This is a genomic window from Polaribacter sp. Q13 (assembly GCF_016858305.2).
Lineage (GTDB): Bacteria > Bacteroidota > Bacteroidia > Flavobacteriales > Flavobacteriaceae > Polaribacter.
This window is the reverse complement of the sequence record NZ_CP074436.1, coordinates 2,762,947-2,788,064: the sequence shown is the minus strand read 5'-3', so window position 1 is coordinate 2,788,064 and position 25,118 is coordinate 2,762,947. Positions and strand designations below refer to the sequence as shown.

Below are 25,118 nucleotides of genomic sequence, written 5' to 3'. Positions count from 1 at the left end.
GAAAATAGTTTTCTAACCATATTGTATTTTTCTAATAACTCTCATGGCCTCTTTATACTTAATGTAGGTGGTTTTGTCTTCTAAATTTTTTAGATAGTTTTTTACTTTTCTAAGTTGTTTAGAAACTTCGATAAAACCATGTAAATAACAGATTAAATAATTGGTGGGCAAGCGATAAACTTCTTCTTGTTCTATTTCTGAAAGCGGAGTTTTATTCTCAATTTTTTTGGTGATGGAGTTACAGCTATTGTAAATATGTAGCATAATATTTACATTAAATTTTGGAGGGACAAACAAAAATTCTTTTACAATATCATGTTGTCCGTTTTCTTTAAAATGGATGATTGTTTTTTCTAAAGGATATAATTTCTCTTGCTTTTCTAAACCTAAATAAATGTATTCGGTTATAATAAATGATTGATTATTATAACTAATTTGTACATCATCTAGAGCAGAAAAAAACAGTTTTACTTGCTCGTTAATTAATTCGATATCTACTCTAGAAAAGAATTCTTCATTATTTAATATTTTCTTTTCTCCTGCCCAACACAACACAAACTGTTCATTAAAAACTTTGTATTGTGGGGTGTATTCTGGCTTGTGATTGTTAATAAAATCGAAAACACCGTCTAAAGTTAATTCTATATTATTACGAGCGTTTTTCTCTATAGCTTCAACAATTTCTTTGTTGGTATTTCTTAATTCAAATTTTCCAGATGTTGGTAAAGAATTACTTCCGCGTCTGTAAAATGTAGTTCCTTTTCTGTATTTCCAAGTGTTTTTTAAAAGTGATGTAATTTTATTATTCGGATGAATGGTTACCAATCCGATTACTTTGTGACGCTGTAAGCTAGGAAAAGGAACATTTTCATATTCAATTTTTGGAGGATTTTTTAAATAGGCATTTACCAAATTCTGAATCTTGCTATCATCATAAAAATCGACTCCAATAATTTTGTTTTCTTCATCTTCAACACCAATTACAATGTAAGAATTGTTCTCTGGATTGGAATTAGAAAGCGCACAAATATGTTTTAAAAACTTTGCTTTTCCGTCTTTTGCACTTAAAGATAACCGTTGCTTTTTATCATAAAAACTATTCTCATCATTGTGAGAAAGTAGGTTTTTAATAAGTAAGCGTTTATTTATCATTTTTATGGCATTTCTTCTCCTTGACTAGCTTCTAAAAGCAAAAACCAATCTTCTAATTCTAAATTAATTTCTAAAGCTTTATTTGCATTTAAAATTCGTTCTTTGTTGGTGGTTCCAATAACTGGAGAAATTTTTGCAGGATGTTTTAAAATCCAAGCTAATAACAATACATCTTCAGAAACTACATATTTTTCTGATAACGTTTTTAAAACTTTTTTTATTCGTAAAGATGGAGGTGTTTCATCTTTAAAAACACTTCCTAAAGGACTCCAACACATTGGTTGCATACTCTTTTGAAGCATTTGATCTAAACTTCCATTTTGCATGGCTACATGCTGTGTCAATGAAAATTCTATTTGATTTACAGAAACAGGAATTTTATCAGCAATTAAATCAATTTGAGAAGGCGTAAAGTTTGATACCCCAAAGTTAATTATTTTTCCACTTTCTTGTAATTTAGAAATAGCTTCTGCAATTTCGCTAGGTTGCATTAACGGACTTGGTCTGTGTAATAGAAAAGTATCTAAATAATCTGTTTTTAAGTTTTTAAGAGATTGTTCTACACTCCAAATTATATATTCTTTCGAATAATTATAATGCTTTAATTTATTTTCTCTAGCTTCTCCAACAAGTTGGATACCACATTTAGAAACTAAATTAATTTCTTCACGAGCAATTCCACTTTCTAAAAAAGCCTTTCCAAATTCAGCTTCAGTAGAATAATCACCATAAATATCTGCATGATCGAATGTTGAATTTCCGTTTTCTATACAGAATTGAAGCATATCAACTTGTTCTTTAGTAGAGAATTGTTTTCCCCATTTTCCCCAGGACATGCATCCAATTATTATTTCTGATTTTGGCATGGTTATTTTCTGTTCAAAATTGTTGGTGTAGCTTGTGCTGTTGGATACACTACTAAATCTTCTATATTCACATGATAAGGTCTCGAAATTACAAAATAAATAATATCTGCAATATCTTCCGCTTGTAACGCTTTATAACCTGCATAAACGGATTTAGCCTTTTCTGTATCCCCTTTAAAACGGACATCAGAAAACTCAGTTTCTACCGCTCCAGGATGAATAGCGGATACACGAATGTTATGTTTGTTTAAATCGATTCTCATTGCCTTATTTAAGGCATTTACAGCATGTTTAGACGCACAATACACATTTCCGTTAGCATATACGTCTTTTGCGGCTATAGAGCCAATATTAACGATAAAACCATTGTTTCTTTCTGTCATTTGAGGAATGATCGCTTTAGAAACGTACAACAAACCTTTTACGTTAATATCTAACATAGCATCCCAATCATCAATATCGCCATCTTGTATGCTAGATAAACCATGTGCATTCCCTGCATTATTGATTAAAATATCTATTTGTTTAAAGTTTTCGGGTAATGAATTGATAGCAGTTGCTACTTCAGTTCTTTTAGAAACATCAAACTGTAAAGTAGTTACTTCTGTTAGCTTACTTAGTGCTTCTTTTAGTTTTGCTAATCGTTCTGCTCTTCTTCCACAAAGAACTAAACGAATGTTATTTTTTGCGAAAATTTCTGCAGTTGCTTTTCCAATTCCAGAAGTAGCTCCGGTTATAAATGCTGTTTGTTTCATTAGTCTTATTTCTGTTATTCCTGCGTTAGCAGCAGTTTAATTTTAAACTGTTAAATTGTTCTATAAAATTAAGAAAACATATTTTGGTAGTTAGAAATTTAAGCGTAAAATTTTATTAAATTATGAACAAAGAAAAAACCGTCCTCCACAGGACGGTTTATCTTTCAATTGGTAACTAACCAATCAAAAATCAACTAACCAAACTTTATTTTAAATTTCTTCTTTCTTTTATCTTTCTTATTACTTTAGTACGTTTTCTGCCATCATTCCTTACAATATCTTTTGCGCTTGTTTTAGAATTTTCACTTTTCTTAAGTACTAAATAACCTCTTCCAGAGAATTCGTAAGTTGTTCCTGACTTATAATTATAAAGTGCTATCCTTCCATCGTTAATAACGCTCAACTTAAACTCCTCTGTATCGCCGCCATCATAAAATAATGTTAAATCCTTTATGTCTTCAAAACCGTTTATATCAGAGATTTCATATCCGCCCACAAAATCCCAAATATTATAATCAACTTTAGTGCCAACTTCTTCTTGAGAACTATAAAATGTTGTTATATCTTCTGGTTTAAATGCTAAATAATTTTCTGAGTCAAAGGCATTTGGTACTCCACCTTTTGTACTTACTTTTTCCCAACCAATATATTCTTGTAAAAAGTATTCTATGTTTTCGTAGAACAATTTATCGTAATCAAATTCATTTACTTGATATCCAATTAAGTAATAGCTTACATTCTGTCTGTAGTTGTATAATTTAATTTCATTGTTAGAAAGTACGGTAACTTCAAAATCATTTGCACCATCTATATCATGATTGGTTTCTAATTCGCCATTATACGTGTTGTAAGTTCCAACATCAATTCCAAAACCATTTCCGGTTCTTCCAATATCTACAATGTTATTGTTTGCGTATAAAATCCCATTTACAAATGATAAAGTAAATGCACTTGCAACATAAGGGATGTCTCCCGTTCCTGTTTTTCTGTTATAGTCTACATACCATAAGTCATAATCTGTGACTACTTGTTCTAAAGAAACTTGATTTTGATAATTATCTTCATATGAATCATGATAAACTGTAGAACAAGAGCTAAATAGTGCGCTTGTAATTATAATTGTTAAAAGTAGTTTTATTGATTTCATAAGATTGATTTTTATGGTTATGTTGATGTAATTTCAAAATACGTGCCAAAAAATAAAAACCACTCAGAATTGAGTGGTTTTTTAAGATATTTTTTATCTTATTGTATTTTAGGATAAGCACTAGAATCTCGTTTTTTAATTCCTGCTATTTTATAGTATTTTGTTTTTCCATCCATTTGATAAGTAAGAATAGCTTCACTTTCTAAGAGTTTAAAAGGAAACGTATCTGTTTTAGGGATTTTATTTTTTAATTCTTTTCTAGTATCTGAATGTAAAATTAAATTCCGTGTGTTATTTTTTGAAGTATTATAATTTGCAACAATTAATAAACCGTCTTTAAATTCAACTTTTTTTACTTTTTTTCTAAAGTATAGAGAATCAAACTCAATATTAGACTTTTCTTTTAATTCAATTAGAACATTGATACCACTAACACCTGGTTGTCCTCCAGACCAGTGCATATAATCGGCAGTTTTAATTGTAAAAGGTACGTTTTTTACAAATTGAGTACTTCCACATTGTGAAAAGCTAAAGATAATGGCCAATATTGATAAAATTTTCATTGTTCTCATTTTAATAAGAGTTTCAAATGCTATGCCAAGGTAAAAAAAAAGAGCTTATCAATATTGATAAGCTCTTTTTTATATATGTTTCCGCTTTCGCAGGAGTAATAAAAATGTTTAATTCTTTAAAGCTTCTGCTCCACCAACAATCTCTAAAATTTCATTAGTAATTGCTGCCTGACGTGCTTTGTTATAAGTTAACAATAAATCGTCTCTTAATTCTGTTGCGTTGTCTGTTGCTTTATGCATTGCAGTCATACGTGCACCATGTTCAGAAGCAAAACTATCTCTAATAGATTTGTATAATTGCGTTTTTAAAGACTTCGGAATTAAAGCTTCCACAATTTCTTCCTTAGATGGTTCAAAAATATAATCAGAATTTACAGATTCTGCATCTCCTCCTTCAATAGGTTTAATTGGTAAAAATTGTTCTACTTGAGGAATTTGAGTAGCAGCATTTTTAAATTGATTGTAAAGAACTTCAATTTTATCGTAGGTTCCATTTGCATATAAACCCATTAACTTTTCTGCAATAGCTGCAACATTATCAAAAGTTAAATCATCGTAAATGTCATTTCTAGAATCAACAATATTATAATGTTTAGATAAAACATCACCACCTTTTTTACCGATAGCAAATAAATCTACTTCAACATTGCTGTATCTTTCTTTTACCGTTTTAATAACTTCTTTGGTTATTGATGAGTTAAAACCACCACACAAACCTCTATTTGAAGTTACTACAACTAATAAAACCTTAGAAACCTCTCTTTGAGTAGAATATTCTCCTCCAGCATCACTATCTAAAGTTGCACTTAAATTCTGCAACAATTCAGTTAGTTTAGATGAATACGGTCTCATTGCCGTAATTGCATCTTGTGCTTTTTTCAACTTTGCAGCAGATACCATTTTCATGGCAGATGTAATCTGCATTGTTGAGTTAATAGAAGTAATTCTATTACGTATTTCTTTTAAGTTTGCCATTCTATTGGAATTTTGAAATTCCCGCTTGCGCGGGAATGACAACTATTTTTTATGCAAAATGAGTAGATATTTCTTTAGCTGCTGCTTCTAAAACAGTAATTGTTTCTGGAGTTAATTTACCAGATTTTAATGTATCTAAAGTATCTCTATGTTTTGAATTTAAGTAATCGATATAATCTCTTTCAAATTTCTTAACTTGGTTTACAGGAACATCTTTTAATAAGTTCTTAGAACCTGCATAGATAATTGCAACTTGATCTTCTACTGAGTAAGGATCATTTTGAGCTTGTTTTAAAATTTCAACATTACGTTGTCCTTTAGAAATTACACTCATTGTAGCAGCATCTAAATCAGAACCAAACTTTGCGAATGCTTCTAATTCACGGTATTGAGCTTGATCTAATTTTAAAGTACCAGATACTTTTTTCATAGATTTAATCTGTGCGTTACCACCAACACGAGATACAGAAATACCTACGTTAATTGCTGGACGAACACCAGAGTTAAATAAATCTCCGTCTAAGAAAATCTGTCCATCTGTAATCGAAATTACATTTGTTGGAATATATGCTGAAACGTCTCCTGCTTGAGTTTCAATAATTGGTAATGCAGTTAAAGAACCTCCACCTTTTACAATTCCTTTTAAAGAATCTGGTAAATCGTTCATTTCACTAGCAATTTTATCATCATTGATTAATTTTGCAGCACGTTCTAATAATCTTGAGTGTAAGTAAAATACATCTCCAGGATACGCCTCACGTCCCGGTGGTCTTCTTAATAATAAAGAAATCTCACGGTATGCAACTGCTTGTTTAGATAAATCATCAAAAACAATTAAAGCTGGTCTACCAGTATCTCTAAAAAATTCTCCAATTGCAGCTCCAGCAAATGGTGCATATACTTGCATTGCTGCAGGATCTGATGCATTTGCAGCAACAATTGTAGTATAAGCCATTGCGCCTTTTTCTTCTAACATGTTTGCAATTGCTGCAACAGTAGAAGCTTTTTGACCAATAGCAACATATATACAAAATACTGGTTCACCAGCATCGAAAAATTCTTTTTGATTTAAAATAGTATCAATAGCAACTGTAGATTTACCAGTTTGTCTATCTCCAATGATTAACTCACGTTGTCCACGTCCAACAGGAATCATTGCATCAATAGATTTAATACCAGTTTGTAATGGTTCTGTTACTGGCTCTCTATAAATAACTCCAGGAGCTCTACGCTCTAAAGGCATTTCGTAAGTTTTACCTGTAATTGGTCCTTTACCGTCAATAGGGTTACCTAAAGTATCTACAACACGTCCTATAACGCCTTCACCTGCTCTTAAAGAAGCAATACGTTCTGTACGTTTAACTATAGAACCTTCTCTAATAGAAGTGGAAGCACCTAATAATACAACACCTACATTATCTTCTTCTAAGTTTAATACGATAGCTTCCAATCCGTTTTCGAATTCTACTAATTCACCATATTGAACATTAGAAAGACCGTAAACACGAGCAATTCCATCTCCTACTTGTAAAACAGTTCCTACTTCATTTAAAGTCGCTTTGGCTTCAAAATTTGTTAACTGTTGCTTTAAAATTGCTGATACTTCAGCTGGTTTAATACTTGCCATCTTTTATGATTTGATGTATAATTAAATTTTTGGAATGTAATGACTATTGTCAAATTCCTTTTTCAATTCGTTTAAATAATTAGAGATACTTGCGTCATATTGCACATCTCCAACACGTAAAATAAATCCTCCTAAAATATCAGGATTTACTTCGTTTACTAAATTTGCTTTTTCTCCTGTTAATGCCACTATTTTAGCTAAAAAAGCATCTTCTACTTCTTTCGTTAAAGGAATAGCAGTTGTAACTTTAGCTTCTTGCAAATGCTTGTCATAATCATATATGATTGCATATTGTTGTGCAATAGACAATAGCATTGCTATTCTTTTATTATCTTTTAATAAATGAAATAGGCCAAGAGTAATATTGTTTACTTTACCTGTAAATAAAGCGTTTAAAACTTTTGTTTTATCAGAAGATTTAACAATAGGGCTATTTAACATCACTTCAAAAGTTTCGTTTTCAGAAATTGTAGTAGCTATAAATAACATGTCTTTATTTACTACAGTTTCTTCTTTTGAATCTTTAGCAAGGTTTAAGATTGCTTTTGCATAACGTAATGCTGCTCTTGTGTCCTTCATGCTTTGCTTAGTTTAAAGTAACATCTTTTAAGATTCCTTCAACTAATTCTAGTTGATCTTTCTTATTAGATAATTCTTTTTTAATTACTGATTCTGCAATACCAATAGATAATTCTGCAACACTCTTTTTTAATTCTGCTAATGCTGCTTGCTTTTCATGATTGATAGCTGCTTGCGCATTTTCTATTAATTTAGAGGTTACTTCTTTTGCATCTTCTTTAGCTTCAGCTATCATATTATCTCTAATATCTCTAGCATCTTTCATCATTGTTTCTCTTTCTTCTCTAGCTTCTTTGATCAACTTCTCATTATCCGCTTGTAAATTTTGCATTTCTTTACGAGCATTTTCTGCAGCTGCTAAAGCATTTTCAATTCCAGATTCTCTTTCTTCTAAAGAAGTTAATATTGGTTTCCATGCAAATTTTACCATTAAAGCGATTAACGCTAATAGTAAGATTAACGAAACTACAAATAACCCTGGTGAAAAATCGTTTAATAAAGTTTCCATTCTATCTATAAACTAATTAATATTTTTATTACTTTTTGTTTAATTTAAAAGAGCTCTTTTCGGTTTCTTTTAAAATTGTTATTCCCATTAAAATGGGAATTTAAAAATAGGTTCTGTAACCAACCGTTACAGAACGCTATCTTTTTGTGTTAGTTTGGATTATTTTCCTAAGAATAATGCACCAAATGCTAAACCTTCTAATAATGCAGCGATAATAATCATTGCTGTTTGAATTTTTCCAGTTGCTTCTGGTTGTCTAGCAATACCTTCCATTGCTTTTCCACCAATTTGACCTAAACCAATTCCTGCTCCGATTACGATTAATCCTGCTCCAATTAAATTGTACATAATAAATGTATTTTTATTAAATTAAACAAATGTGTATTAATGATGCTCAGGCTCTGCTACTGCCATACCAATAAATAATGCTGAAAGCATTGTAAAGATATACGCTTGTAAAAAAGCTACTAAAACTTCAATTAATGTTATAAAAAATGATAATGCTAAAGACAATCCTGTTGCTCCAACCACACCTAGTGATTCTTTTAGAGTAAACATAATTGCTATTAAGCTCATTACCACAATATGACCTGCTGAAATGTTTGCGAACAAACGTACTGATAATGCAAATGGTTTAATTAAAAACGCACCTGCTAATTCTATAATTGCTAAAATTGGTCTAATTAAATATGGTACACCTGGCATCCATATCATGTGCATCCAATATCCTTTGTTACCACTTACAGTATAAATGACAAATGTAAAGATAGCTAAACAAAGTGTAATTGTTATTTGCCCTGTTACGTTAAATCCTAATGGAGTTAACCCTACTAAATTTAAAACCCAAATAAAGAAAAATACTGTTAATAAATAACCTGTAAATCTTCTATAATGTTTTTCACCAATATTTGGTCTTGCAATTTCATCTCTAACATATAAAACTAAAGGTTCTAATATTCTTGAAAAACCTGTAGGAATTTTTTTCGTTTTGTATTGTCTTGCCAATCTAGAAAACCAGAACAACAACAATAAACCAACTAAGAAAACACCTAAAACTGTTTTTGTGATAGAAAAATCTAAAGATTTATGTGCATTTGTTGCGTGGTGATGCTCATCAAAAGCAACATGAGAAGCTCCTTTTTCGATTTCGTAAATTTTAGAATGAATCTTTGCAAATTTCAATCCGTTTTTTTCTACGACAACATGACCATCATCATTATGATGAAATTCTGAAGACATAAATGTTACCAAACCTTCACTTGACCATAAAATTATTGGCAAAGGAAACCCAATGTGTTTCCTTTCTCCGTGATCATTGGTGTATGAAAACAAAGTAAAGTCATGAGCATCCTTTATGTGGTGTAACACATAAGCATCTATTTTTTCTTTTGTATCTATACGTCCACCATCACTTTGGTTGTCGTGTTCATTGTTAGATTCTGAGGCAAATCCCACTACAGTAAAGAGTGAAATTGTGGCTATTAAAAGAAACTTTATTGATTTTTGTGCAATCTTCATTGTAAAAATACGCTTTCTAAATTCGCGGCAAAGATATAGAATTATTCAAAACTACAAACCTTTTTTTTGGCTATTTCTATATTATTGGTTTTTCTTCAATATTTTGGCAACAAAAAGGGCTTCTGTTAGTAAAAATATAATCATGGGTATAAATAGGGATAATCTGGCATAAAAAGACAATCCTGCTTCCGTAAATATTGATTTATAAAAGATTGCACTAAATAAAGTGAGTTTTAATAGTATGGTACCAAGATAAATAAAACCTAGCTGCTCAAAAACTTTGTCAACTGTTGAAAAGATTAAAAAGTTACTACAAATTAACAGCGAAAATACCAAGTGAAAAATGTATATCTTCTTTAAAGAATAGGGTAAGATAATATGATGATTTTCTATAAAATAACTGTGTAGAGAAAAGCTTAATAAGAAAAGAGTAATGAATACAATAGAAAAAACGAGTAGTGTTTTAATCATTAATTTTGTTGGCTTGTTTAATTAAGGAATACATCGCTAAAAAAATGGCTAATAAAGTTACTGTCTCTGTTAAGAAATTGGCTGCAAATTTTTTGTCTAACCATTCTCCTAATAAAAAGCCCAAATAAATAGTTAATCCCATTTGCAAACCTGCGCCAGAGAGTTGCATTGCTTTATTAAGCGGTTTTTTCTGATTGGTTTTTTTTGTCATTAGTAGCGTTTAATTCTTTTATAGCTCCTTTCATGGTACATGTGGCATTAAATGAGGCACCTGGCTCTACAGAAAGTTTGCCAATTACTACTTCTCCAGAAATGGTTGCAGTCGCTTTTATAGTTAAGATACTTGATACTAAAAGTTGTCCTGTAAATTTACCTTCTATATCTGAGTTTGTACATTGTACTTTTCCTTTTACAAAACCTTCGGCACCAATAATAACTCTTCCGTTGGTTGTTAAAGTTCCTTCTAAGGTTCCATCAATTCTAAAATCACCATCAGATTTAATATCACCTACAATTCTAGTGTTTTTTGCCACAACATTTCTTTCCATAACTTTATTTTTTTGTGGAGTTTTATTTTTATTACTAAACATTTTATTTATTTAATTGTTTAATTATCTCTTTGGCTTTCTTTCCTTCTTCTGTATTTCCATAGCTTACAGCTACAAACTCTAACGCCATTAGGTATTCATCTTTAATTCTATATTTACCGATGGCATACGCTTTTAAAAGTGAGAATTTAGGAACTAATTTTGAGTTTGGAATCAATAAAAGGTATTTGTCTATTTTTTCGGTTACTTCAAAATATTTGGCTTTTTTATAAAGATAATAGAATTCTTTGTATTTTTTTTCTATTTCGTTCACAGAAACGTTCTCTTCAAAAGGTTTGTTAGGGTTTCTAATAACTTGTGCAAACTTAGTTGTTGGGTAGTCTGTTAGAATTATATTTTTATGTTCGTTTGCTTTTGCATCATCTCCTAAAGCTTTGTAAGAAAGGTATAGATGCCAATTAATTGGAAGAATTAATTCTTTTTCGGGGTTTAAAGTAGTTGCTCTTTCTAAACGTTCAATAGCTAGCTTAGGGTCTTTAAATTGTTCTTTGTAAATAACGCCTAGTTCATATAAAGCGTTATTTCTTTCAATATTTAAAGTGTCTATTTTTCCTTTTTCGGAAGGAATTGTTTCTAAATAGCTTGCTAAGTTGTAACGTAAATTTTTTGTATTTACTACCAAAGAATCTTGTTTTGTTATGTTGGTTGCTGTTTTAGCAGACCATCTCCAATTGTCTTCTAATGCTCTATTTCCCCAAATTTTTTGAAATTCTGTTTTACCAAAATTTAAAGATTGTGAATTGTAAAAATACCATTTTCCTTCATTCTTAGATTTTAAAAGATCACCACCAAAAGTGTCTCCAAAAGCTTGCTGATTTAACTTTAACTGTGCAGCTTCTTCATCTTGCTTTTTTAAATTGTCTATATATTTTTGAAAAAAGGCTTCTTGTTCTGGTTTGGTAAGTGCAACAATTTTTAAAATACTATCGTTTTTGGTTACAGTTTCCTCAAAATTAATTAAAGCAGCTAGGTTTCTATGTTTTCTTTTAATCCTTCTAAACCTTAGGTTTAAAGTGTCTGTAGCAATGTTAATAATACTATCATAGTAAGAACTTGCAATTACGTATTTAGAATTTTTAAAGTTGATGTTTCCTAGTTTTTCGTAAGTAAAAGTTTTTTGTTTTACATTATTAGATGCTGTTCTAAGGGATTTATTATAGTAATCTACAGCTAAATTGATACTATCGTTTTGCTCATGTAAATTACCAACTTGGTAGTACAGTTCATTTAAATTGGGTCTGTTGTCTCTATCCTTAATTAATTTGTACATTTTTTCTAAAATAGCTACAGAAGTAGAATCTGTTGTAGAATTTTTAGCCAACTCAATATGAGCATGCATTTTATATTTATAAGGAGCTTTTTTAAAGTTGATGATTTTATTAAACGCCAATTGTGCAGAATCTTTCTTGTTTTCTGAACTATAAATTTGTCCTAAAACAAATAAGTTTCTTGCTCCCTGGTTTCTGTTTTTTAATGTTTCTGTAGATTTAATTAAATACTTTTTTGCGTTTTCAATACTATCAGATTTTATGTAGGCCATTGCTAAAGCTGTGTAACCTTGTTCTGCCGTTTCTACTGGTAAATCTAACTCTAAGGTATCTCTAACTTGCAAAAGTAATTTCATAGATTCTATGGCAAACTCCTCATTATCATTTCTAATATTAGCTTTAGCTCTCCATATTTTTGTTTCTGCAATTAAATTTGCATTAGGATACGTGGCAATTACATAATTAAATGCTTCTATTGCTGGTACAAAACGTTGCTCATAATAACGAGCCTTTCCTAATAAAAGATACGCATCATCAATTTGTCTGTTGCGTTCTAAATCTTTTATGTTCATTCCGTGTTTTTGGATTGCTTTTACAGCTTTTTCTTCTGCAATACCAAATGGAGTACTCGCTTTTTCCTCTTCTTTTTTCTCATCATCATCAAAACCAGCTCCCATACTAGATTTTATGGTAGGTATAATGATTTTGTCTTCTTCAAATTTTATGGGTTCTATAGGCAATTGCGTAAACCAATCGTCTTTATAGTTGTCATCTATGGCTTTAACACCTTGTTTCAATGCTTCGTTACCATTAAACAATACATTGTATTTAGTGTTTAAAGTATGCCAATTTCTACTAACAAAGGTGTTTTTTCTTGTGCTACAAGAGTATAAAACCGAAAATACGGCAATTACTAAAACTATTTTTTTGGTGTAATTCACACGGATATATCTTGATTAAACAACTAATTTAAATACTAAGAAACTTTCATTTAAAACTAAATTCCATCGAAAATAGTATAAATAAGTGCGTAAAAATAGTAATAAATTAAGAAAAGAAGGCTTATACAGAAAAATAGCTTTCTAATTCTTGCAAAGTTTCTGTAGAAGTTTCTATATCTTTTACCACATTTCCTTTGTCTAAAACCACAATTCGTTCGCAAACTTCTGTTACATGCGTTAAATCGTGACTAGAAATTAACACTGTAATATCTCTATTTTCTGTTAAGGTTTTAATGATAGCTTTTAATCTAATTTGGGTTGTTGGATCTAAATTAGCAAAAGGTTCGTCTAGAATTACAACTTTCGGATTTCCCATTAGTGCAGCTACAATTCCGGCTTTTTTCTGATTTCCTTTACTTAAATCTCTTAAATATTTTTTATTTCCAGTAATTTCTCCGTTAAAAAATTCATTAAACTGTGTTAAAAAAGAGGTTACGTCTGCTTTGTTCATTCCGCGTAAATCTCCTATAAAATAGAAATATTCTTCAGCTGTTAAATAACCGATTAAAAAAGATTCGTCTATAAAAGAGCCTGTAAAGTTTTTCCAATCTTCACTTTGGTTTACAACAATTTTATGGTTTGTAATATTCCCTGTTGTTGGGCGAATTAAATCTAACAAAATATTAAATAAGGTAGTTTTTCCTGCACCATTATTGCCAACCAAACCAAAACTTTGTCCGGTAGGAATTTCTACTGAAGCTACATTTAAAACTTCTGTTTTCCCGTATTTTTTAGTAATTGTATCTATTGTAATCATGTTGTCTTTTTTAAAGTTAAATTAAGCTTCTTTGCCAAAAGCATTAATCATAATATATTTGTCTTTAATGTATTTTTTTTCAATAAAATTCATGGCATAATTTTTTAAAACCAATCCTAAAACTCCTACTAATGCAATGGCAATAATACCTGCGTTAAAGTTAATGAGTGAACTAAATGCCCAAAACAATAACATTGGTATGCCCATTATTGGTATAACTACTAAAAATTGAGTGGCGCTTGTGCCTTGTGTGTTTCCAAAACCTCCTTTTGTTAAATCGATTTTTTTTCTATTAAAAGAGCCTGCATAAAGTAAAAACAAAGAATTAAAACCAATATTAAAAATAGCACCTGCGGAAATCATTAAAAAAATATCTATTCCATAATACAAGTACGGAAAACTTAAAACATATAAAATTGTGGTCATAGCAACCATTAAAACCCATTTAGAGTCTAAAAATTTACGGTATCTAAAACTTTGACTCATTAACATTTTATAATGTGCGCTGTCCCAGGCGGGAATAAATTGGCCATAATTTAATGTAAAACCTCCCGTAATAAAAAGTGATGCAAAAATTAACATTGCCGGCATTTTTGCATACGCGTCATTGGTGAAAAATATTAAACCGTAAAACAAGAATAAGAAGGACATTAAAAAAACCGTTTTGGTTCTTTTGTTTCTCCAAATTAAACGAATATCATTTTTTATAAACGGAGCAACATCTCCTAATCTATCAGCAAAAGATAAATCTGCAGATTTTGCTTCTTCCACTTTGGTAGCAACTGCTTCATCTAAATATACTTGTTTGCGCAATTGTTTGTAATTCAATTGATATAAAAATGCCAAAATTATTAGACCTACCAAAGCGTAAATAGGGTTTTGATAAATAGAGTCGAAAATTGCGCCTCCGGCTTCAACTACATCATAAATCCCAAATTTTTGCAAACCAATTAAACTCACTAAAACAGCTCCTATAATTACTAGTGCTTTGTTGTTTTTGTTTATTAAAAAATTTAAAAAATTAGAAGATTGAATAATTAAAATCATGGTTGCTAACCAACCCAAAACACCTTCAATATTGTAGCCTTCTTTTATTAAGACGATAGAAAACGGAATGTAAAAGAACAGACTTAAAATATTAAAAACAGAAAATACAGATTTTCCTAAAACGTAATGTACCAACTTACTTTTTGGAATGGGTAAAATAAGTAGCGGTTTAATATTCATGATAGGTAATTTCTGCATTAAATATCGAATAATTAAATCTGCTAGAATTGCAAAAAGTAAATAAGAATTCACCAATTGTAAAGGATCTGATGCTGGAAATTCTTTCTTTAGAATAAAATAGCCCCCAATTCCTATGGCTAAAAAAGCAACTAAAAAGTACAAGACAAAAAAGCCCATTATTATTTTTAATGCAATTCCTTTTTGCCAATGCGAAGATCGGAAATATTGTCTCCATTCTAATTTTAAAAAATGTGAAATCATAAGTTTGGGTTGTTAAGTTGATTGATGATAAGTAGTTTGGAAATGGATTTTGTTACAGATTATTTACCATTTTATATTCTGGATAGGTTTCTTGTAGCAATTCTTCTGCCTTTTGAGGCATCATAAATCCAGTGACATAAAATAAGAGAATTACACAGGTTAATGAAAATGAGATTAATAATAACCAATGGTTTTCTAAAGTGTGAAATGGCATCTTAATAATATTAAGAAAATTAAATAAGTTGATAAATGCCAAACCAGAAAAGCCTTGTCTGGTATCTCCAATCATAGATTCTAAAAGAAATATTTTTTCTTTTTGCTGTTCTTTATTTTTATGTTTTCTCTTAGCTTTTTGCTGTTTTATTAAATCGATTGTGACTAAAATTAAAAGTACTGCCAATAAAATATATTCCGAAAAAGGAATTTTTAAAAGGAAGAATAATGATAAAAAGATACTAAGTGTTATTACCAATTTAGGAAGTGTAAACCATTCTTTAAAGAAACGCCAAAGTATTTTTACATAACGTTTGTTCATTACTTTCTGTCTGCTTTCTATAATACCCATAAAACCAAAAACGCCAAATTTTTTGAAAGAGGCATCTCTAGCTTCTACAAATGTTAACAGTGGTTGAGCTACCCAAATTTCTTCAATATCATTTGCTAAATGATCTACCAATTCGGTTTGTACATCATAATAATAAACATAATGTTTTTTAGTGAATTTGTAGAGTTCGTCTATGTTGGTATTTGTTAGTTTCATAGCTTCATTTCACTTTTCATTTTTTCTATTTTATGTATTGCCTTTTTATACAATTTAAAACCTGAATAAGTTGCAATAAAATAAAGCGGAATTAGTATTAATAATATCCATTTTTGATTAGTTTCTGAAGTGTATTTTAAAAATTGAATTGGTGTTCCTATCATTAAAAAAGCAAATAAAAAATAAGTAGTTCCATAATCTAAGTTAACAGACCTACCATATTTTTTTCCTATTTGTTTTATTGATTGAAATAAGAAGGTAAGAAGAGGTAAAAAAATAAGAGCAAAACTTATATTTTTAAATATTTTAAAACTAAAATACTCAGCAATTAGATAATAGATAAGAACACTAAAAGTTGAAATTACTATATTCTTGGTAGATTTAAAAAACGATACAATTCCTTTACCATATTCCCTCCTATATTTAGCATTCGTGTTTTTCCAACCTATTGTATTTATATTTTTTAAGGTTCCTTTCGAACCTATTCTTTTTAAAGATGTAGCTAATTCCTTTTTAAAGTCAATGCTTATATCGTTTTTTTCTATATCAGAAACAATATGGTCTATCATTTCTATTCTAATGTCCCAATATTTTATGCCTTCGTTTTCTAAGTGATGGTCTATGTATTTTATTTGTTCTTTTGTTAATTCCATAGTTTATACAATTACATTTGGATATTGTTCTTTCACTATTTTTTTATTCAGATGAAAAATAGATTCTCCAGACCAATAAAACAATAATAACAAAACAAATATTCCTAATTGAATATTGTTATGTATCGGGTTTAAAAAACTTTCTGCACCTCTAATATTGGTAATAAAATTAAAGGAAATGAAAACGAAGTTAAACATTTGCAAAAAGTTGTTCGTTTTATTTAAAATTAAAAAACGGGCTTTTTGTTGTTTTTTAGTTTTCCAACTTTGATAGAAAATTCTTACAATAAGAATGAGAAGAAAAGAGTATAACCAAAAGAAAAAATCTTGTTTATCGTTAAATAAATTCATCATTAAAAATAACGCATAAAATAAAGTGCCAGAAATAAGAATCTTAGGAAATTTGAAAAATGAAATTAAATAGTCAAAAGACTGTTTATAAAACATCTTATGAACCGATTTTATTTTCTCTTTTAGGAGTTTATTAAAACCGTTATCTGAGAAATTTCTATGAATATTTTTAATCTCTTTTTTAAAGTCTAAACTTGGATTCTTATCTAGTCTATCTTCTAAAATATTAGCAAAATGATCTACTATTTCCGCTTTTACATCGTAGTATTTAATTCCACAAGAAAAGATGTAATTGTCTATTTGTAAGAGTTGTTCTTTTGTTAATTCCATAATTATGAAATTTTATATTTTTTAATTGCTTCTTTGTGTTTTTTTAGAAAATGATAATAAGTATATGTGGTAAAAACAAAAGTCGATAATAGACCTACTAGTATAGAATCAAGAATTCCTTTTGGTGTAAAAAAATCTAAATCGATTAATACAATAGTAGAACAGATAAAGCCTAAACTTTGTGTATTTAAAATAAAACGATACGTAGTTTGTGTTTTATTTTTCGATTTTATAATCATTAAAATAGTAAAAACAATAAATGATAGAACCGTTAGTGTTTGAAGAAATAAATTAATTGTATTTTTTATTTCTTCTGTAAAAACTGGGTTTAATATTCTTATTGATAAAAAAGGAATTAAAAAAACTAAAATACCAATAATGTAATATTTTTTAAAAGATTTCTTAGCTTTTTCTAATACAATTTTAGGTATAGTAAACATACTTCCAAAATAAAAACTAGACGATTGCTCTAAATGTGTGTTCCATTTATTTGTTACCTTGTTAAAAGCCTTTTCAAAACTAATTTCAGAAGAGGTCATTTTTGTTTCAATATCAGAAACAATATGGTCAAAAACTTCTGTTCTTATATCAATATAAGTAATGTCTTTTTTATCTAGATAATTTTCTACTAATTGTAGTTGTTCGTGTGTTAATTCCATAGCTAAAATTTTTATTCCAAACTTAATTTAGGATTTACCAATTGTTGCATCGTTCTTAAAAACTCTTGCATTTCATCCAACTTGTTGGCAGTTTCTTTAGTGCCACTTTCGGTAAGTTTGTAATATTTTCGTAGTCGGTTTCCTACTTTTGCAACTTCTACATCTAACAAACCATCGGCTTCTAATTTGTGCAATGCAGGGTATAAAGCACCTTCGGTAATTTTTAATTCGCCTTTGGTGAGTTCTTTTACTTTCTGCGTAATTTCATACCCATACATTTTATCATTGGTTTCTAACAACTTTAAAATGATGGTTTGTAAAGAGCCTTTATATAATTTCTGATTTCCCATGTTTATAAAATGTGTAATCGTGTAACTGTTTATTTGTGTAACTGTCATTGCGAGGTACGAAGCAATCTTATAGTTTAAAGTAACAGATTGCTTCGTAAACTCGCAATGACATTTTATTGCTCATCAAATATACATAATTTTCTTATACATTAGATTCTTATGCATTATTTTTTTGTCCCAAAAAAATCCTGAAAAGTTAATTTCAGGATTTATATCATTAGAATTGAGCGTTATTCAAGTGTGTTTTCATAAGAATAGAACACAAGAGTAAGAGTCCCTTCCCGAGCCTGTATTGAGCGCAGTCGAAATGGGGAGGTTAGGATGGGCTTTTTTTATTTCGTCACTTTTAAAACATCAGCAATAATGCGTTCTAGCTCTGCTTTTGGTAAAGCGCCATTTGCCATTTGAGGTTCTCCTTCTGCAGGGCAAAATAACATAGAAGGAATACTTCTAATTCCGAATGCTGCAGACAACTCTTGTTCTGCTTCGGTGTCAATTTTGTAAATATCTATTTTGCCTTCGTATTCTTGAGATAAAAGCTCTAAAACAGGTGCTATCGCTTTACAGGGTCCACACCAATCTGCATAAAAATCTATTAATGCAGGTTTGTTTCCTTTAAATTTCCATTCTTGGCTTTCTTCAAAATTAAAAACCTTTTCTAAAAAGGTTTCTTTAGTTAAGTTTTCTGTCATAATATTTTAATTTACTTCCGATAAAGTCGGTAATGTGTTATATGTTTATACACAAAAGTAGTCGTTTTTATACTTGATAAATTACAAAATGGAGGTAAATTGAAGCTTCAAAAGTTAAAAATGCTTAAATAACTATATATATATTAAATATCCTTAATTTTGAAATCAATCAAACTTTAAAGCTCATGAAAAATAAATTAATCATCCCTATTTTATTTGCAAGTGCAATATTTGTTTCTTGTAAAGAAGAAGTTAAACAAAGAAATATAGACGTGAAGTACCCCGAAACAACAAAAAAACCAGTTATAGATTCGTTATTTGGAACCGCTGTAGTAGATAATTACAGATGGTTAGAAGATGACAGAAGTAAAGAAACCGAAGCTTGGGTAAAAGCAGAAAATGAAGTTACTTTTAATTATTTAAACAACATTCCATACAGAGACCAATTAAAAGAGCGTTTGTCTGAATTATGGAATTACGAAAAAGTAGGCACGCCTTTTATAGAAGGAGATTATACCTATTTTTCTAAAAATAATGGATTACAAAATCAGAGTGTTATTTATAGAACTAAAGGAGATTCTGAGCCTGATGTTTTTTTAGACCCAAATACTTTTTCTGAAGATGGAACCACTTCTTTAGGTTCTTTAAGTTTTTCTAAAGACGGAAAAACAGTTGCTTATGCAATTTCTGAAGGAGGTTCTGATTGGAGAAAGGTTATTATAATGGATGCTGAGTCTAAAACGATTAAAGAAGATACGTTGGTAGATGTAAAATTCTCTGGAATCTCTTGGTACAAAAACGAAGGTTTTTACTATTCTAGTTACGATAAACCTGAGGGAAGTGAGTTATCTGCAAAAACAGATCAACACAAATTATATTACCATAAACTAGGAACTTCTCAAAAAGAAGATGCCGTTATTTTTGGAGAAAAAGCATCAGAAAAGCATCGTTATGTTGGTGGTAATGTGTCTGAGGACGATCAATATCTTTTTATCTCTGCAAGTGTCTCAACATCGGGTAACAAGTTGTTTTTAAAAGACCTTTCTAAATCAAATAGTCCTTTGGTAACTGTTTTAGATCACACAGATAGTGATACCTATCCGATAGACAATGTTGGCAGTAAAATGTATTTAGTAACAAACTTAAATGCTCCTAATAAAAAGGTAGTAACCGTAGATGTTGCAAACCCAACTCCAGAAAACTGGAAAGATTTTATTCCTGAAACAGAAAATGTATTGAGTTTAAATTCTGGAGCAGGTTATTTCTTTGCAACGTATATGGTAGATGCGGTTTCTAAAGTGTTACAATACGATTATGATGGAAAATTAATTAGAGAAGTAAAATTACCAGGAGTTGGAACTGCCGGTGGTTTTGGAGGGAAAACAAAAGCGAAAGATTTATATTTTTCTTTTACCAACTATAGCACTCCAGGTTCATCTTATAAATTCAATCCTAAAGACGGAACATACGATGTTTATTGGAAGCCTTCTATTGCTTTTAATGCGGATGCTTATACTAGTAAACAAGTTTTTTATACATCTAAAGATGGAACAAAAGTACCAATGATTATTACACATAAAAAAGGTGTGGAATTAAATGGTAAAAATCCAACTATTTTATACGGTTATGGCGGTTTCAATATCAGTTTAACACCTTCTTTTAGTATTGCAAACGCAGTTTGGATGGAACAAGGTGGTGTTTATGCAGTGCCTAATTTAAGAGGTGGGGGAGAATATGGTAAAAAATGGCACGATGCAGGAACACAAATGAAGAAACAAAATGTGTTTGATGATTTTATTGCAGCTGCAGAATATTTAATTGCAGAAAAGTATACTTCATCAGATTATTTAGCAATTAGAGGAGGATCTAACGGAGGGTTATTAGTAGGTGCAACCATGACACAAAGACCCCAATTAATGAAAGTTGCTTTGCCTGCAGTTGGTGTTTTAGATATGTTGCGTTATCATACTTTTACTGCTGGCGCAGGATGGGCGTATGATTATGGAACTGCAGAAGACAGCAAAGAAATGTTTAATTATTTAAAAGGATACTCACCAGTACACAATGTAAAAGAAGGTGTGCAATATCCTGCAACCTTAATAACTACAGGAGATCATGATGATAGAGTGGTACCTGCACACAGTTTTAAATTCGCAGCAGAATTACAAGCAAAACAAACAGGAAATAATCCTACGTTAATAAGGATAGAAACGAATGCAGGCCATGGTGCAGGAACGCCTGTAGCAAAAACCATCGAGCAATATGCAGATATTTTTGGTTTTACATTATTTAATATGGGGTTTCAGCAATTACCAAATCCGCCAAAGGCGAAAATAAAATTGTAATTTAAAATTTAAAACGAAATGTTAGTTCGAGTGATTCCTTTTTTTTAGGAATTGTATCGAGAACAGTTTTAAAATTAAAAAAAAGCACAGAAGTAAACATTGATGGAAGCCGCTACATGGTTAAATAGAAAATAGAGCCTATGCAATCTATGTGCTTATGTGGTTAAAAATATTTTATTTTCAATAAAACTGTAACATTTATTAAAGTAGGTATACTAATTAATCAAACTCAATCAATTCAAAAATCAAATAATAATGAAGACAATTAAAAAAGTGTTTTTTGTGTCAGCTATTGCCTCTTTAGGTTTGGTAGCTTGCAAGCAAGACAAACCAGTAGAAAAAGCTCCTGGTATTGCCTTAGAAAATATGGATAAAACTGTAAAACCTACAGATGACTTTTTTAGACATGTAAATGGTACTTGGTTAGACAAAACAGAAATTCCAGACGATCAAACTTCTTGGGGAGGATTTAATCAGCTTCGTAAAAAAACAGATGCAGATGTTTTAACTATTTTAAATAAAGCAATTGAAGAAAGTAATTTTCCTAAAGTAAAAGATGCTAAAGGAAACGAAATAGATTCAGATCAAGAAAAAGCGGTAAACTATTACCAAACAATAATGGATACTGTTGCTAGAAATGCACAAGGTAAAGCACCAGTTATGCCTTATTTAGCAAAAGTAGATGAAATTAAAACTAAAAAAGACGTAGAAACGTATTTAACAAATATGGCACCTTACGGTGGCGGTGGTTTATACGGTTTTGGCGTTTATAACGATTTAAAAAACAGTAGCCAGTACGCGGGTTATATGGGTGGAGGTTCTTTAGGTTTATCTAGAGATTATTACGTAGATGCTAAAGTAAAAGACAAGTTAGAAAAGTATCAAATATTTGTAGCTAAAATGCTACAAGAGTTTGGGGATGATGCAACTACAGCTAAAAAGAATGCTGCTACCATTGTTGCTTTAGAAACTAGTTTAGCTAAACCAATGATGTCTAAAGAAGAAAGTAGAGACATTCGTAAAATATACAACCCAATGTCTGTTGCAGCATTGCAAAAATTAGCACCAGCAATAGATTGGAAAGCACATTTAGAAGGAATAGGAGTTAAAGATTTAGATACAATTATTGTAACAGATCCAGGTTATTTTAAAGCTTTAAACAATATTTTTACAAAAACACCGGTAGCAGATATTAAACTATTATTACGTTGGAATACGATAAACAATTCTTTAGGTTCTTTATCTACAGATTTAGAAACTGCAAATTGGGAGTTCTATTCTAAAGAAATGCGTGGTAGTAAAAAACAGCGCCCAAGAGATGAACGTGCTTTAGGTAGCTTAAATGGTGCAATTGGTGAGGCTTTAGGTAAGTTGTATGTAGCAAAAATGTTTCCACCAGAAGCAAAAGTAAAAGCCAAAGAAATGATTGACAATGTAATGCTTGGTTTCGAAGCAAGAATTGCACAATTACCTTGGATGAGTAAAGTTACTAAAGAAAAAGCATTAGAAAAACTACACAAACTAACGGTTAAAATTGCCTATCCAGATGTTTGGAAAGATTATACAGAATTAGAAGTTAAAGGACTAAAAGAAGGAGGTTCTTATTTCGAAAATGCTATTAATGTTACCAAATGGAACTATAATAAAGAAATGGCAAAATTAGGTAGCGAAGTAGATAGAACAGAGTGGGGAATGTCTCCGCAAACTGTAAACGCTTACTTTAATCCTGTAAATAATGAAATCGTTTTTCCAGCTGCAATTTTACAACCTCCTTTTTACGATTATAAAGCAGACGAAGCCGTAAATTATGGTGGAATTGGAGCCGTTATTGGACATGAAATTTCGCATAGTTTCGATGATTCTGGAGCGCGTTTTGATGGTGATGGAAACCTTAAAAACTGGTGGACAGAAGAAGATTCTGTAAAATTTAAAGAAATTGGTGGACAATTAATCAAACAATATTCAGACATTATTGCTATTGATAGCATGCACTTAAACGGAGAATATACTTTAGGAGAAAATATTGGAGATTTAGGTGGAGTACAAGCTGCTTACGAAGGTTTACAAATATTCTTAAAGAAAAACGGAAGACCAGCAGATATAGATGGTTACACGCCAGAACAACGTTTCTTCCTTTCTTGGGGAACCATCTGGAGAACAAAAATGCGTGATGAAGCATTAAAAAACTTAATCATGACAAACCCTCATTCTCCTGGAATGTATAGAGCATATATACCTCTTAAAAATGTAGATGCTTTCTATAAAGCGTTTGATGTTAAAGAAGGTGATGAAATGTATTTAAAACCAGAAGACAGAGTTAAAATTTGGTAGACACATAGTGTCTTTAAGTATTACAATCTGTATGCAAATATTTGCGTAAAGAAAATTTAAACCGATGCGAAAGTGTCGGTTTTTTTTATGACTTATTGCGTGATAGTTTTTGTAGAATTAGAAACTTATATCAATAAGTTGGGCGTTACCACAAGGGTCGCGCTTTACACTATATCTTTTTGCAAAAAAGCAAAAAGGATGTCGTTTCAATCGCTAACGCGGGGTTTGTTAAACTCATTTAGTTTAAACTTGTCACTTGGTATAGAGAAGTCTCATAACAATAATAACTCAAAACCTAACTTACCTGCAAGAATTCAAAAACCTTGGAATTCTTTATTAATAAGCATATTTTTGTAATATGCTAAAAGTAGATAACATTTCATTTTCTTATCACAAAAAGAAATCAATTTTAAACGATTTTAAATTCACTTTAAAACAAGGGGAGCACTTGTGTGTAATGGGAGAAAGTGGTTGTGGTAAATCGACGCTTTTAAAAGCTATTTACGGATTAGTAGACTTAAATAAAGGAAAAATATTTTGGAACAGAGAACAAGTATTTGGTCCAAAGAAACATCTTGTTCCGGGTTTCGAAAACTTTAAATATGTAGCACAAGATTTCGATTTAATGCCTTACATTTCTGTATCAGAAAATATTAAAAAATTCTTATCGCGGTTTTATCCTGAAGAAAGTGAATTAAGAACACAAGAATTATTAGAAGTAATTCAAATGAAAACTTTTGCCAACACCATGGTTAAAAACCTAAGTGGCGGACAAAAACAGCGTGTTGCCATTGCGAGAGCCTTGGCAAAAGAACCTGAGTTACTGTTGTTAGATGAACCATTCGGACAAATAGATAACTTTAAGAAAAACTCTTTACGTAGAAATTTATTCAGTTATTTAAAAGCAAAAAACATTGCTTGTATTATTGCTACACACGATAAAAATGATGCACTTTCTTTTGCAGATAAACTCATTATTATCAAAGACAATAAAATTTTAGCAAACAATTCTCCGAAAGAGATTTACAGCAATCCAAAAGAAAAATATATTGCAGCTTTGTTTGACGATGTAAATGAAATTTCTATCAACAATAAAAATGTTCTATTATATCCTCATCAAATAAGAGTAGTAGAAAACTCTGATTTAAAGGCAATTGTTTTAAATTCTTATTTTAAAGGTTCTTATTGGTTAATTGAAGCTGAATTTAACGGACAAAATGTATTTTTTAATCATGTTTCTATTTTGGATAGCGGTGTCGAAATTGACTTAGATTTCTTGTAGAGTTTCCTGTTTTGTAAATCTAAAAAATTATAGGCTATTAATATTAGTTTTAATGCTTTCATAATGTAGGCAC

The 25,118-nt window shown here is 30.3% G+C and carries 26 protein-coding genes; 3 read left to right on the top strand and 23 right to left on the bottom strand.

The window, feature by feature from the left end:
• Positions 1–12: 12 nt before the first annotated feature.
• The 23 genes from JOP69_RS11560 to trxA all read right to left on the bottom strand — a co-directional run bounded on the left by JOP69_RS11560 (position 13) and on the right by trxA (position 19,087).
• The gene (locus JOP69_RS11560) at positions 13–1,152 is read right to left on the bottom strand and encodes an ATP-binding protein (RefSeq protein WP_203392746.1); all 1,140 of its coding nucleotides are present in this window, start codon (positions 1,150–1,152) and stop codon (positions 13–15) included.
• A 2-nt stretch (positions 1,153–1,154) separates the two neighbouring features.
• Positions 1,155–2,018 carry an aldo/keto reductase family oxidoreductase gene (locus JOP69_RS11555; RefSeq protein ID WP_203392745.1) on the bottom strand — a complete coding sequence of 288 codons (864 nt, stop codon included), beginning with the start codon at positions 2,016–2,018 and terminating at the stop codon, positions 1,155–1,157.
• A 2-nt stretch (positions 2,019–2,020) separates the two neighbouring features.
• Complete coding sequence (locus JOP69_RS11550) at positions 2,021–2,773, bottom strand: SDR family NAD(P)-dependent oxidoreductase (protein WP_203392744.1); 753 nt, start codon at positions 2,771–2,773, stop codon at positions 2,021–2,023.
• A gap of 205 nt (positions 2,774–2,978) precedes the next feature.
• Entirely contained in the window at positions 2,979–3,920 is a 942-nt protein-coding gene (locus tag JOP69_RS11545) for a hypothetical protein (protein WP_203392743.1), read from the bottom strand.
• Positions 3,921–4,018: 98 nt separating this feature from the next.
• On the bottom strand, positions 4,019–4,483 hold the full coding sequence (locus JOP69_RS11540; RefSeq protein WP_203392742.1) for a hypothetical protein: 465 nt from the start codon (positions 4,481–4,483) through the stop codon (positions 4,019–4,021).
• A 117-nt stretch (positions 4,484–4,600) separates the two neighbouring features.
• Complete coding sequence (gene atpG / locus JOP69_RS11535; protein ID WP_203392741.1) at positions 4,601–5,467, bottom strand: ATP synthase F1 subunit gamma; 867 nt, start codon at positions 5,465–5,467, stop codon at positions 4,601–4,603.
• Positions 5,468–5,516: 49 nt separating this feature from the next.
• Positions 5,517–7,094: a F0F1 ATP synthase subunit alpha gene (atpA, locus tag JOP69_RS11530; protein WP_203392740.1), complete on the bottom strand. Its 1,578-nt coding sequence runs from the start codon at positions 7,092–7,094 to the stop codon at positions 5,517–5,519.
• A gap of 21 nt (positions 7,095–7,115) precedes the next feature.
• A complete protein-coding gene (gene atpH, locus JOP69_RS11525; protein ID WP_203392739.1) occupies positions 7,116–7,673 on the bottom strand; it encodes an ATP synthase F1 subunit delta in 558 nt (185 codons plus the stop codon).
• A 7-nt stretch (positions 7,674–7,680) separates the two neighbouring features.
• Entirely contained in the window at positions 7,681–8,181 is a 501-nt protein-coding gene (locus JOP69_RS11520) for a F0F1 ATP synthase subunit B (protein WP_203392738.1), read from the bottom strand.
• Positions 8,182–8,340: 159 nt separating this feature from the next.
• The gene (gene atpE, locus JOP69_RS11515) at positions 8,341–8,529 is read right to left on the bottom strand and encodes an ATP synthase F0 subunit C (RefSeq protein WP_013993139.1); all 189 of its coding nucleotides are present in this window, start codon (positions 8,527–8,529) and stop codon (positions 8,341–8,343) included.
• A 36-nt stretch (positions 8,530–8,565) separates the two neighbouring features.
• Positions 8,566–9,699: a F0F1 ATP synthase subunit A gene (gene atpB, locus JOP69_RS11510; protein WP_203392737.1), complete on the bottom strand. Its 1,134-nt coding sequence runs from the start codon at positions 9,697–9,699 to the stop codon at positions 8,566–8,568.
• 81 nt (positions 9,700–9,780) lie between these two features.
• Positions 9,781–10,170: a DUF6168 family protein gene (locus JOP69_RS18690; protein ID WP_252191113.1), complete on the bottom strand. Its 390-nt coding sequence runs from the start codon at positions 10,168–10,170 to the stop codon at positions 9,781–9,783.
• Complete coding sequence (locus JOP69_RS11505; protein ID WP_203392736.1) at positions 10,163–10,381, bottom strand: AtpZ/AtpI family protein; 219 nt, start codon at positions 10,379–10,381, stop codon at positions 10,163–10,165. Before JOP69_RS11505 ends, JOP69_RS18690 begins: the two co-directional genes overlap by 8 nt.
• Entirely contained in the window at positions 10,347–10,718 is a 372-nt protein-coding gene (locus tag JOP69_RS11500) for a polymer-forming cytoskeletal protein (protein ID WP_249986556.1), read from the bottom strand. The genes JOP69_RS11505 and JOP69_RS11500 overlap by 35 nt, the downstream gene beginning before the upstream one ends.
• A gap of 43 nt (positions 10,719–10,761) precedes the next feature.
• Positions 10,762–12,987, bottom strand: coding sequence for a tetratricopeptide repeat protein (locus JOP69_RS11495; RefSeq protein WP_203392734.1), 2,226 nt, complete (start codon positions 12,985–12,987; stop codon positions 10,762–10,764).
• A gap of 121 nt (positions 12,988–13,108) precedes the next feature.
• The gene (locus JOP69_RS11490; protein WP_203392733.1) at positions 13,109–13,804 is read right to left on the bottom strand and encodes an ABC transporter ATP-binding protein; all 696 of its coding nucleotides are present in this window, start codon (positions 13,802–13,804) and stop codon (positions 13,109–13,111) included.
• Between the two features lie 21 nt (positions 13,805–13,825).
• Positions 13,826–15,292 (bottom strand): DUF5687 family protein, encoded by a 1,467-nt coding sequence (locus JOP69_RS11485; protein WP_203392732.1) that lies wholly within the window; start codon positions 15,290–15,292, stop codon positions 13,826–13,828.
• 52 nt (positions 15,293–15,344) lie between these two features.
• Positions 15,345–16,052, bottom strand: coding sequence for a hypothetical protein (locus tag JOP69_RS11480; RefSeq protein WP_203392731.1), 708 nt, complete (start codon positions 16,050–16,052; stop codon positions 15,345–15,347).
• On the bottom strand, positions 16,049–16,705 hold the full coding sequence (locus JOP69_RS11475; protein WP_203392730.1) for a hypothetical protein: 657 nt from the start codon (positions 16,703–16,705) through the stop codon (positions 16,049–16,051). Before JOP69_RS11475 ends, JOP69_RS11480 begins: the two co-directional genes overlap by 4 nt.
• 3 nt (positions 16,706–16,708) lie before the next feature.
• Positions 16,709–17,386: a hypothetical protein gene (locus JOP69_RS11470; protein WP_203392729.1), complete on the bottom strand. Its 678-nt coding sequence runs from the start codon at positions 17,384–17,386 to the stop codon at positions 16,709–16,711.
• 2 nt (positions 17,387–17,388) lie between these two features.
• Complete coding sequence (locus JOP69_RS11465) at positions 17,389–18,045, bottom strand: hypothetical protein (RefSeq protein ID WP_203392728.1); 657 nt, start codon at positions 18,043–18,045, stop codon at positions 17,389–17,391.
• 11 nt (positions 18,046–18,056) lie between these two features.
• Positions 18,057–18,395, bottom strand: a complete 339-nt coding sequence (locus tag JOP69_RS11460) for a PadR family transcriptional regulator (protein WP_165731545.1) — start codon at positions 18,393–18,395, stop codon at positions 18,057–18,059.
• 332 nt (positions 18,396–18,727) lie between these two features.
• A complete protein-coding gene (trxA, locus tag JOP69_RS11455) occupies positions 18,728–19,087 on the bottom strand; it encodes a thioredoxin (protein WP_203392727.1) in 360 nt (119 codons plus the stop codon).
• Positions 19,088–19,272: 185 nt separating this feature from the next.
• Here trxA and JOP69_RS11450 point away from each other — a divergent pair, with 185 nt between their 5' ends.
• The 3 genes from JOP69_RS11450 to JOP69_RS11440 all read left to right on the top strand — a co-directional run bounded on the left by JOP69_RS11450 (position 19,273) and on the right by JOP69_RS11440 (position 25,045).
• Entirely contained in the window at positions 19,273–21,432 is a 2,160-nt protein-coding gene (locus JOP69_RS11450) for a prolyl oligopeptidase family protein (RefSeq protein ID WP_203392726.1), read from the top strand.
• 255 nt (positions 21,433–21,687) lie between these two features.
• Positions 21,688–23,763 (top strand): M13 family metallopeptidase, encoded by a 2,076-nt coding sequence (locus JOP69_RS11445; protein WP_203392725.1) that lies wholly within the window; start codon positions 21,688–21,690, stop codon positions 23,761–23,763.
• Between the two features lie 358 nt (positions 23,764–24,121).
• Positions 24,122–25,045, top strand: a complete 924-nt coding sequence (locus JOP69_RS11440; RefSeq protein WP_203392724.1) for an ABC transporter ATP-binding protein — start codon at positions 24,122–24,124, stop codon at positions 25,043–25,045.
• Positions 25,046–25,118: the final 73 nt, after the last annotated feature.

Excerpts from the sequence above, each read along its gene's own strand:
- JOP69_RS11560 (WP_203392746.1), bottom strand. The coding sequence starts at position 1,152 with ATGATAAATAAACGCTTACTTATTAAAAACCTACTTTCTCACAATGAT.
- JOP69_RS11555 (WP_203392745.1), bottom strand. The coding sequence starts at position 2,018 with ATGCCAAAATCAGAAATAATAATTGGATGCATGTCCTGGGGAAAATGG.
- JOP69_RS11550 (WP_203392744.1), bottom strand. The coding sequence starts at position 2,773 with ATGAAACAAACAGCATTTATAACCGGAGCTACTTCTGGAATTGGAAAA.
- JOP69_RS11545 (WP_203392743.1), bottom strand. The coding sequence starts at position 3,920 with ATGAAATCAATAAAACTACTTTTAACAATTATAATTACAAGCGCACTA.
- JOP69_RS11540 (WP_203392742.1), bottom strand. The coding sequence starts at position 4,483 with ATGAAAATTTTATCAATATTGGCCATTATCTTTAGCTTTTCACAATGT.
- atpG (WP_203392741.1), bottom strand. The coding sequence starts at position 5,467 with ATGGCAAACTTAAAAGAAATACGTAATAGAATTACTTCTATTAACTCA.
- atpA (WP_203392740.1), bottom strand. The coding sequence starts at position 7,094 with ATGGCAAGTATTAAACCAGCTGAAGTATCAGCAATTTTAAAGCAACAG.
- atpH (WP_203392739.1), bottom strand. The coding sequence starts at position 7,673 with ATGAAGGACACAAGAGCAGCATTACGTTATGCAAAAGCAATCTTAAAC.
- JOP69_RS11520 (WP_203392738.1), bottom strand. The coding sequence starts at position 8,181 with ATGGAAACTTTATTAAACGATTTTTCACCAGGGTTATTTGTAGTTTCG.
- atpE (WP_013993139.1), bottom strand. The coding sequence starts at position 8,529 with ATGTACAATTTAATTGGAGCAGGATTAATCGTAATCGGAGCAGGAATT.
- atpB (WP_203392737.1), bottom strand. The coding sequence starts at position 9,699 with ATGAAGATTGCACAAAAATCAATAAAGTTTCTTTTAATAGCCACAATT.
- JOP69_RS18690 (WP_252191113.1), bottom strand. The coding sequence starts at position 10,170 with ATGATTAAAACACTACTCGTTTTTTCTATTGTATTCATTACTCTTTTC.
- JOP69_RS11505 (WP_203392736.1), bottom strand. The coding sequence starts at position 10,381 with ATGACAAAAAAAACCAATCAGAAAAAACCGCTTAATAAAGCAATGCAA.
- JOP69_RS11500 (WP_249986556.1), bottom strand. The coding sequence starts at position 10,718 with ATGGAAAGAAATGTTGTGGCAAAAAACACTAGAATTGTAGGTGATATT.
- JOP69_RS11490 (WP_203392733.1), bottom strand. The coding sequence starts at position 13,804 with ATGATTACAATAGATACAATTACTAAAAAATACGGGAAAACAGAAGTT.
- JOP69_RS11485 (WP_203392732.1), bottom strand. The coding sequence starts at position 15,292 with ATGATTTCACATTTTTTAAAATTAGAATGGAGACAATATTTCCGATCT.
- JOP69_RS11480 (WP_203392731.1), bottom strand. The coding sequence starts at position 16,052 with ATGAAACTAACAAATACCAACATAGACGAACTCTACAAATTCACTAAA.
- JOP69_RS11475 (WP_203392730.1), bottom strand. The coding sequence starts at position 16,705 with ATGGAATTAACAAAAGAACAAATAAAATACATAGACCATCACTTAGAA.
- JOP69_RS11470 (WP_203392729.1), bottom strand. The coding sequence starts at position 17,386 with ATGGAATTAACAAAAGAACAACTCTTACAAATAGACAATTACATCTTT.
- JOP69_RS11465 (WP_203392728.1), bottom strand. The coding sequence starts at position 18,045 with ATGGAATTAACACACGAACAACTACAATTAGTAGAAAATTATCTAGAT.
- JOP69_RS11460 (WP_165731545.1), bottom strand. The coding sequence starts at position 18,395 with ATGGGAAATCAGAAATTATATAAAGGCTCTTTACAAACCATCATTTTA.
- trxA (WP_203392727.1), bottom strand. The coding sequence starts at position 19,087 with ATGACAGAAAACTTAACTAAAGAAACCTTTTTAGAAAAGGTTTTTAAT.
- JOP69_RS11450 (WP_203392726.1), top strand. The coding sequence starts at position 19,273 with ATGAAAAATAAATTAATCATCCCTATTTTATTTGCAAGTGCAATATTT.
- JOP69_RS11445 (WP_203392725.1), top strand. The coding sequence starts at position 21,688 with ATGAAGACAATTAAAAAAGTGTTTTTTGTGTCAGCTATTGCCTCTTTA.
- JOP69_RS11440 (WP_203392724.1), top strand. The coding sequence starts at position 24,122 with ATGCTAAAAGTAGATAACATTTCATTTTCTTATCACAAAAAGAAATCA.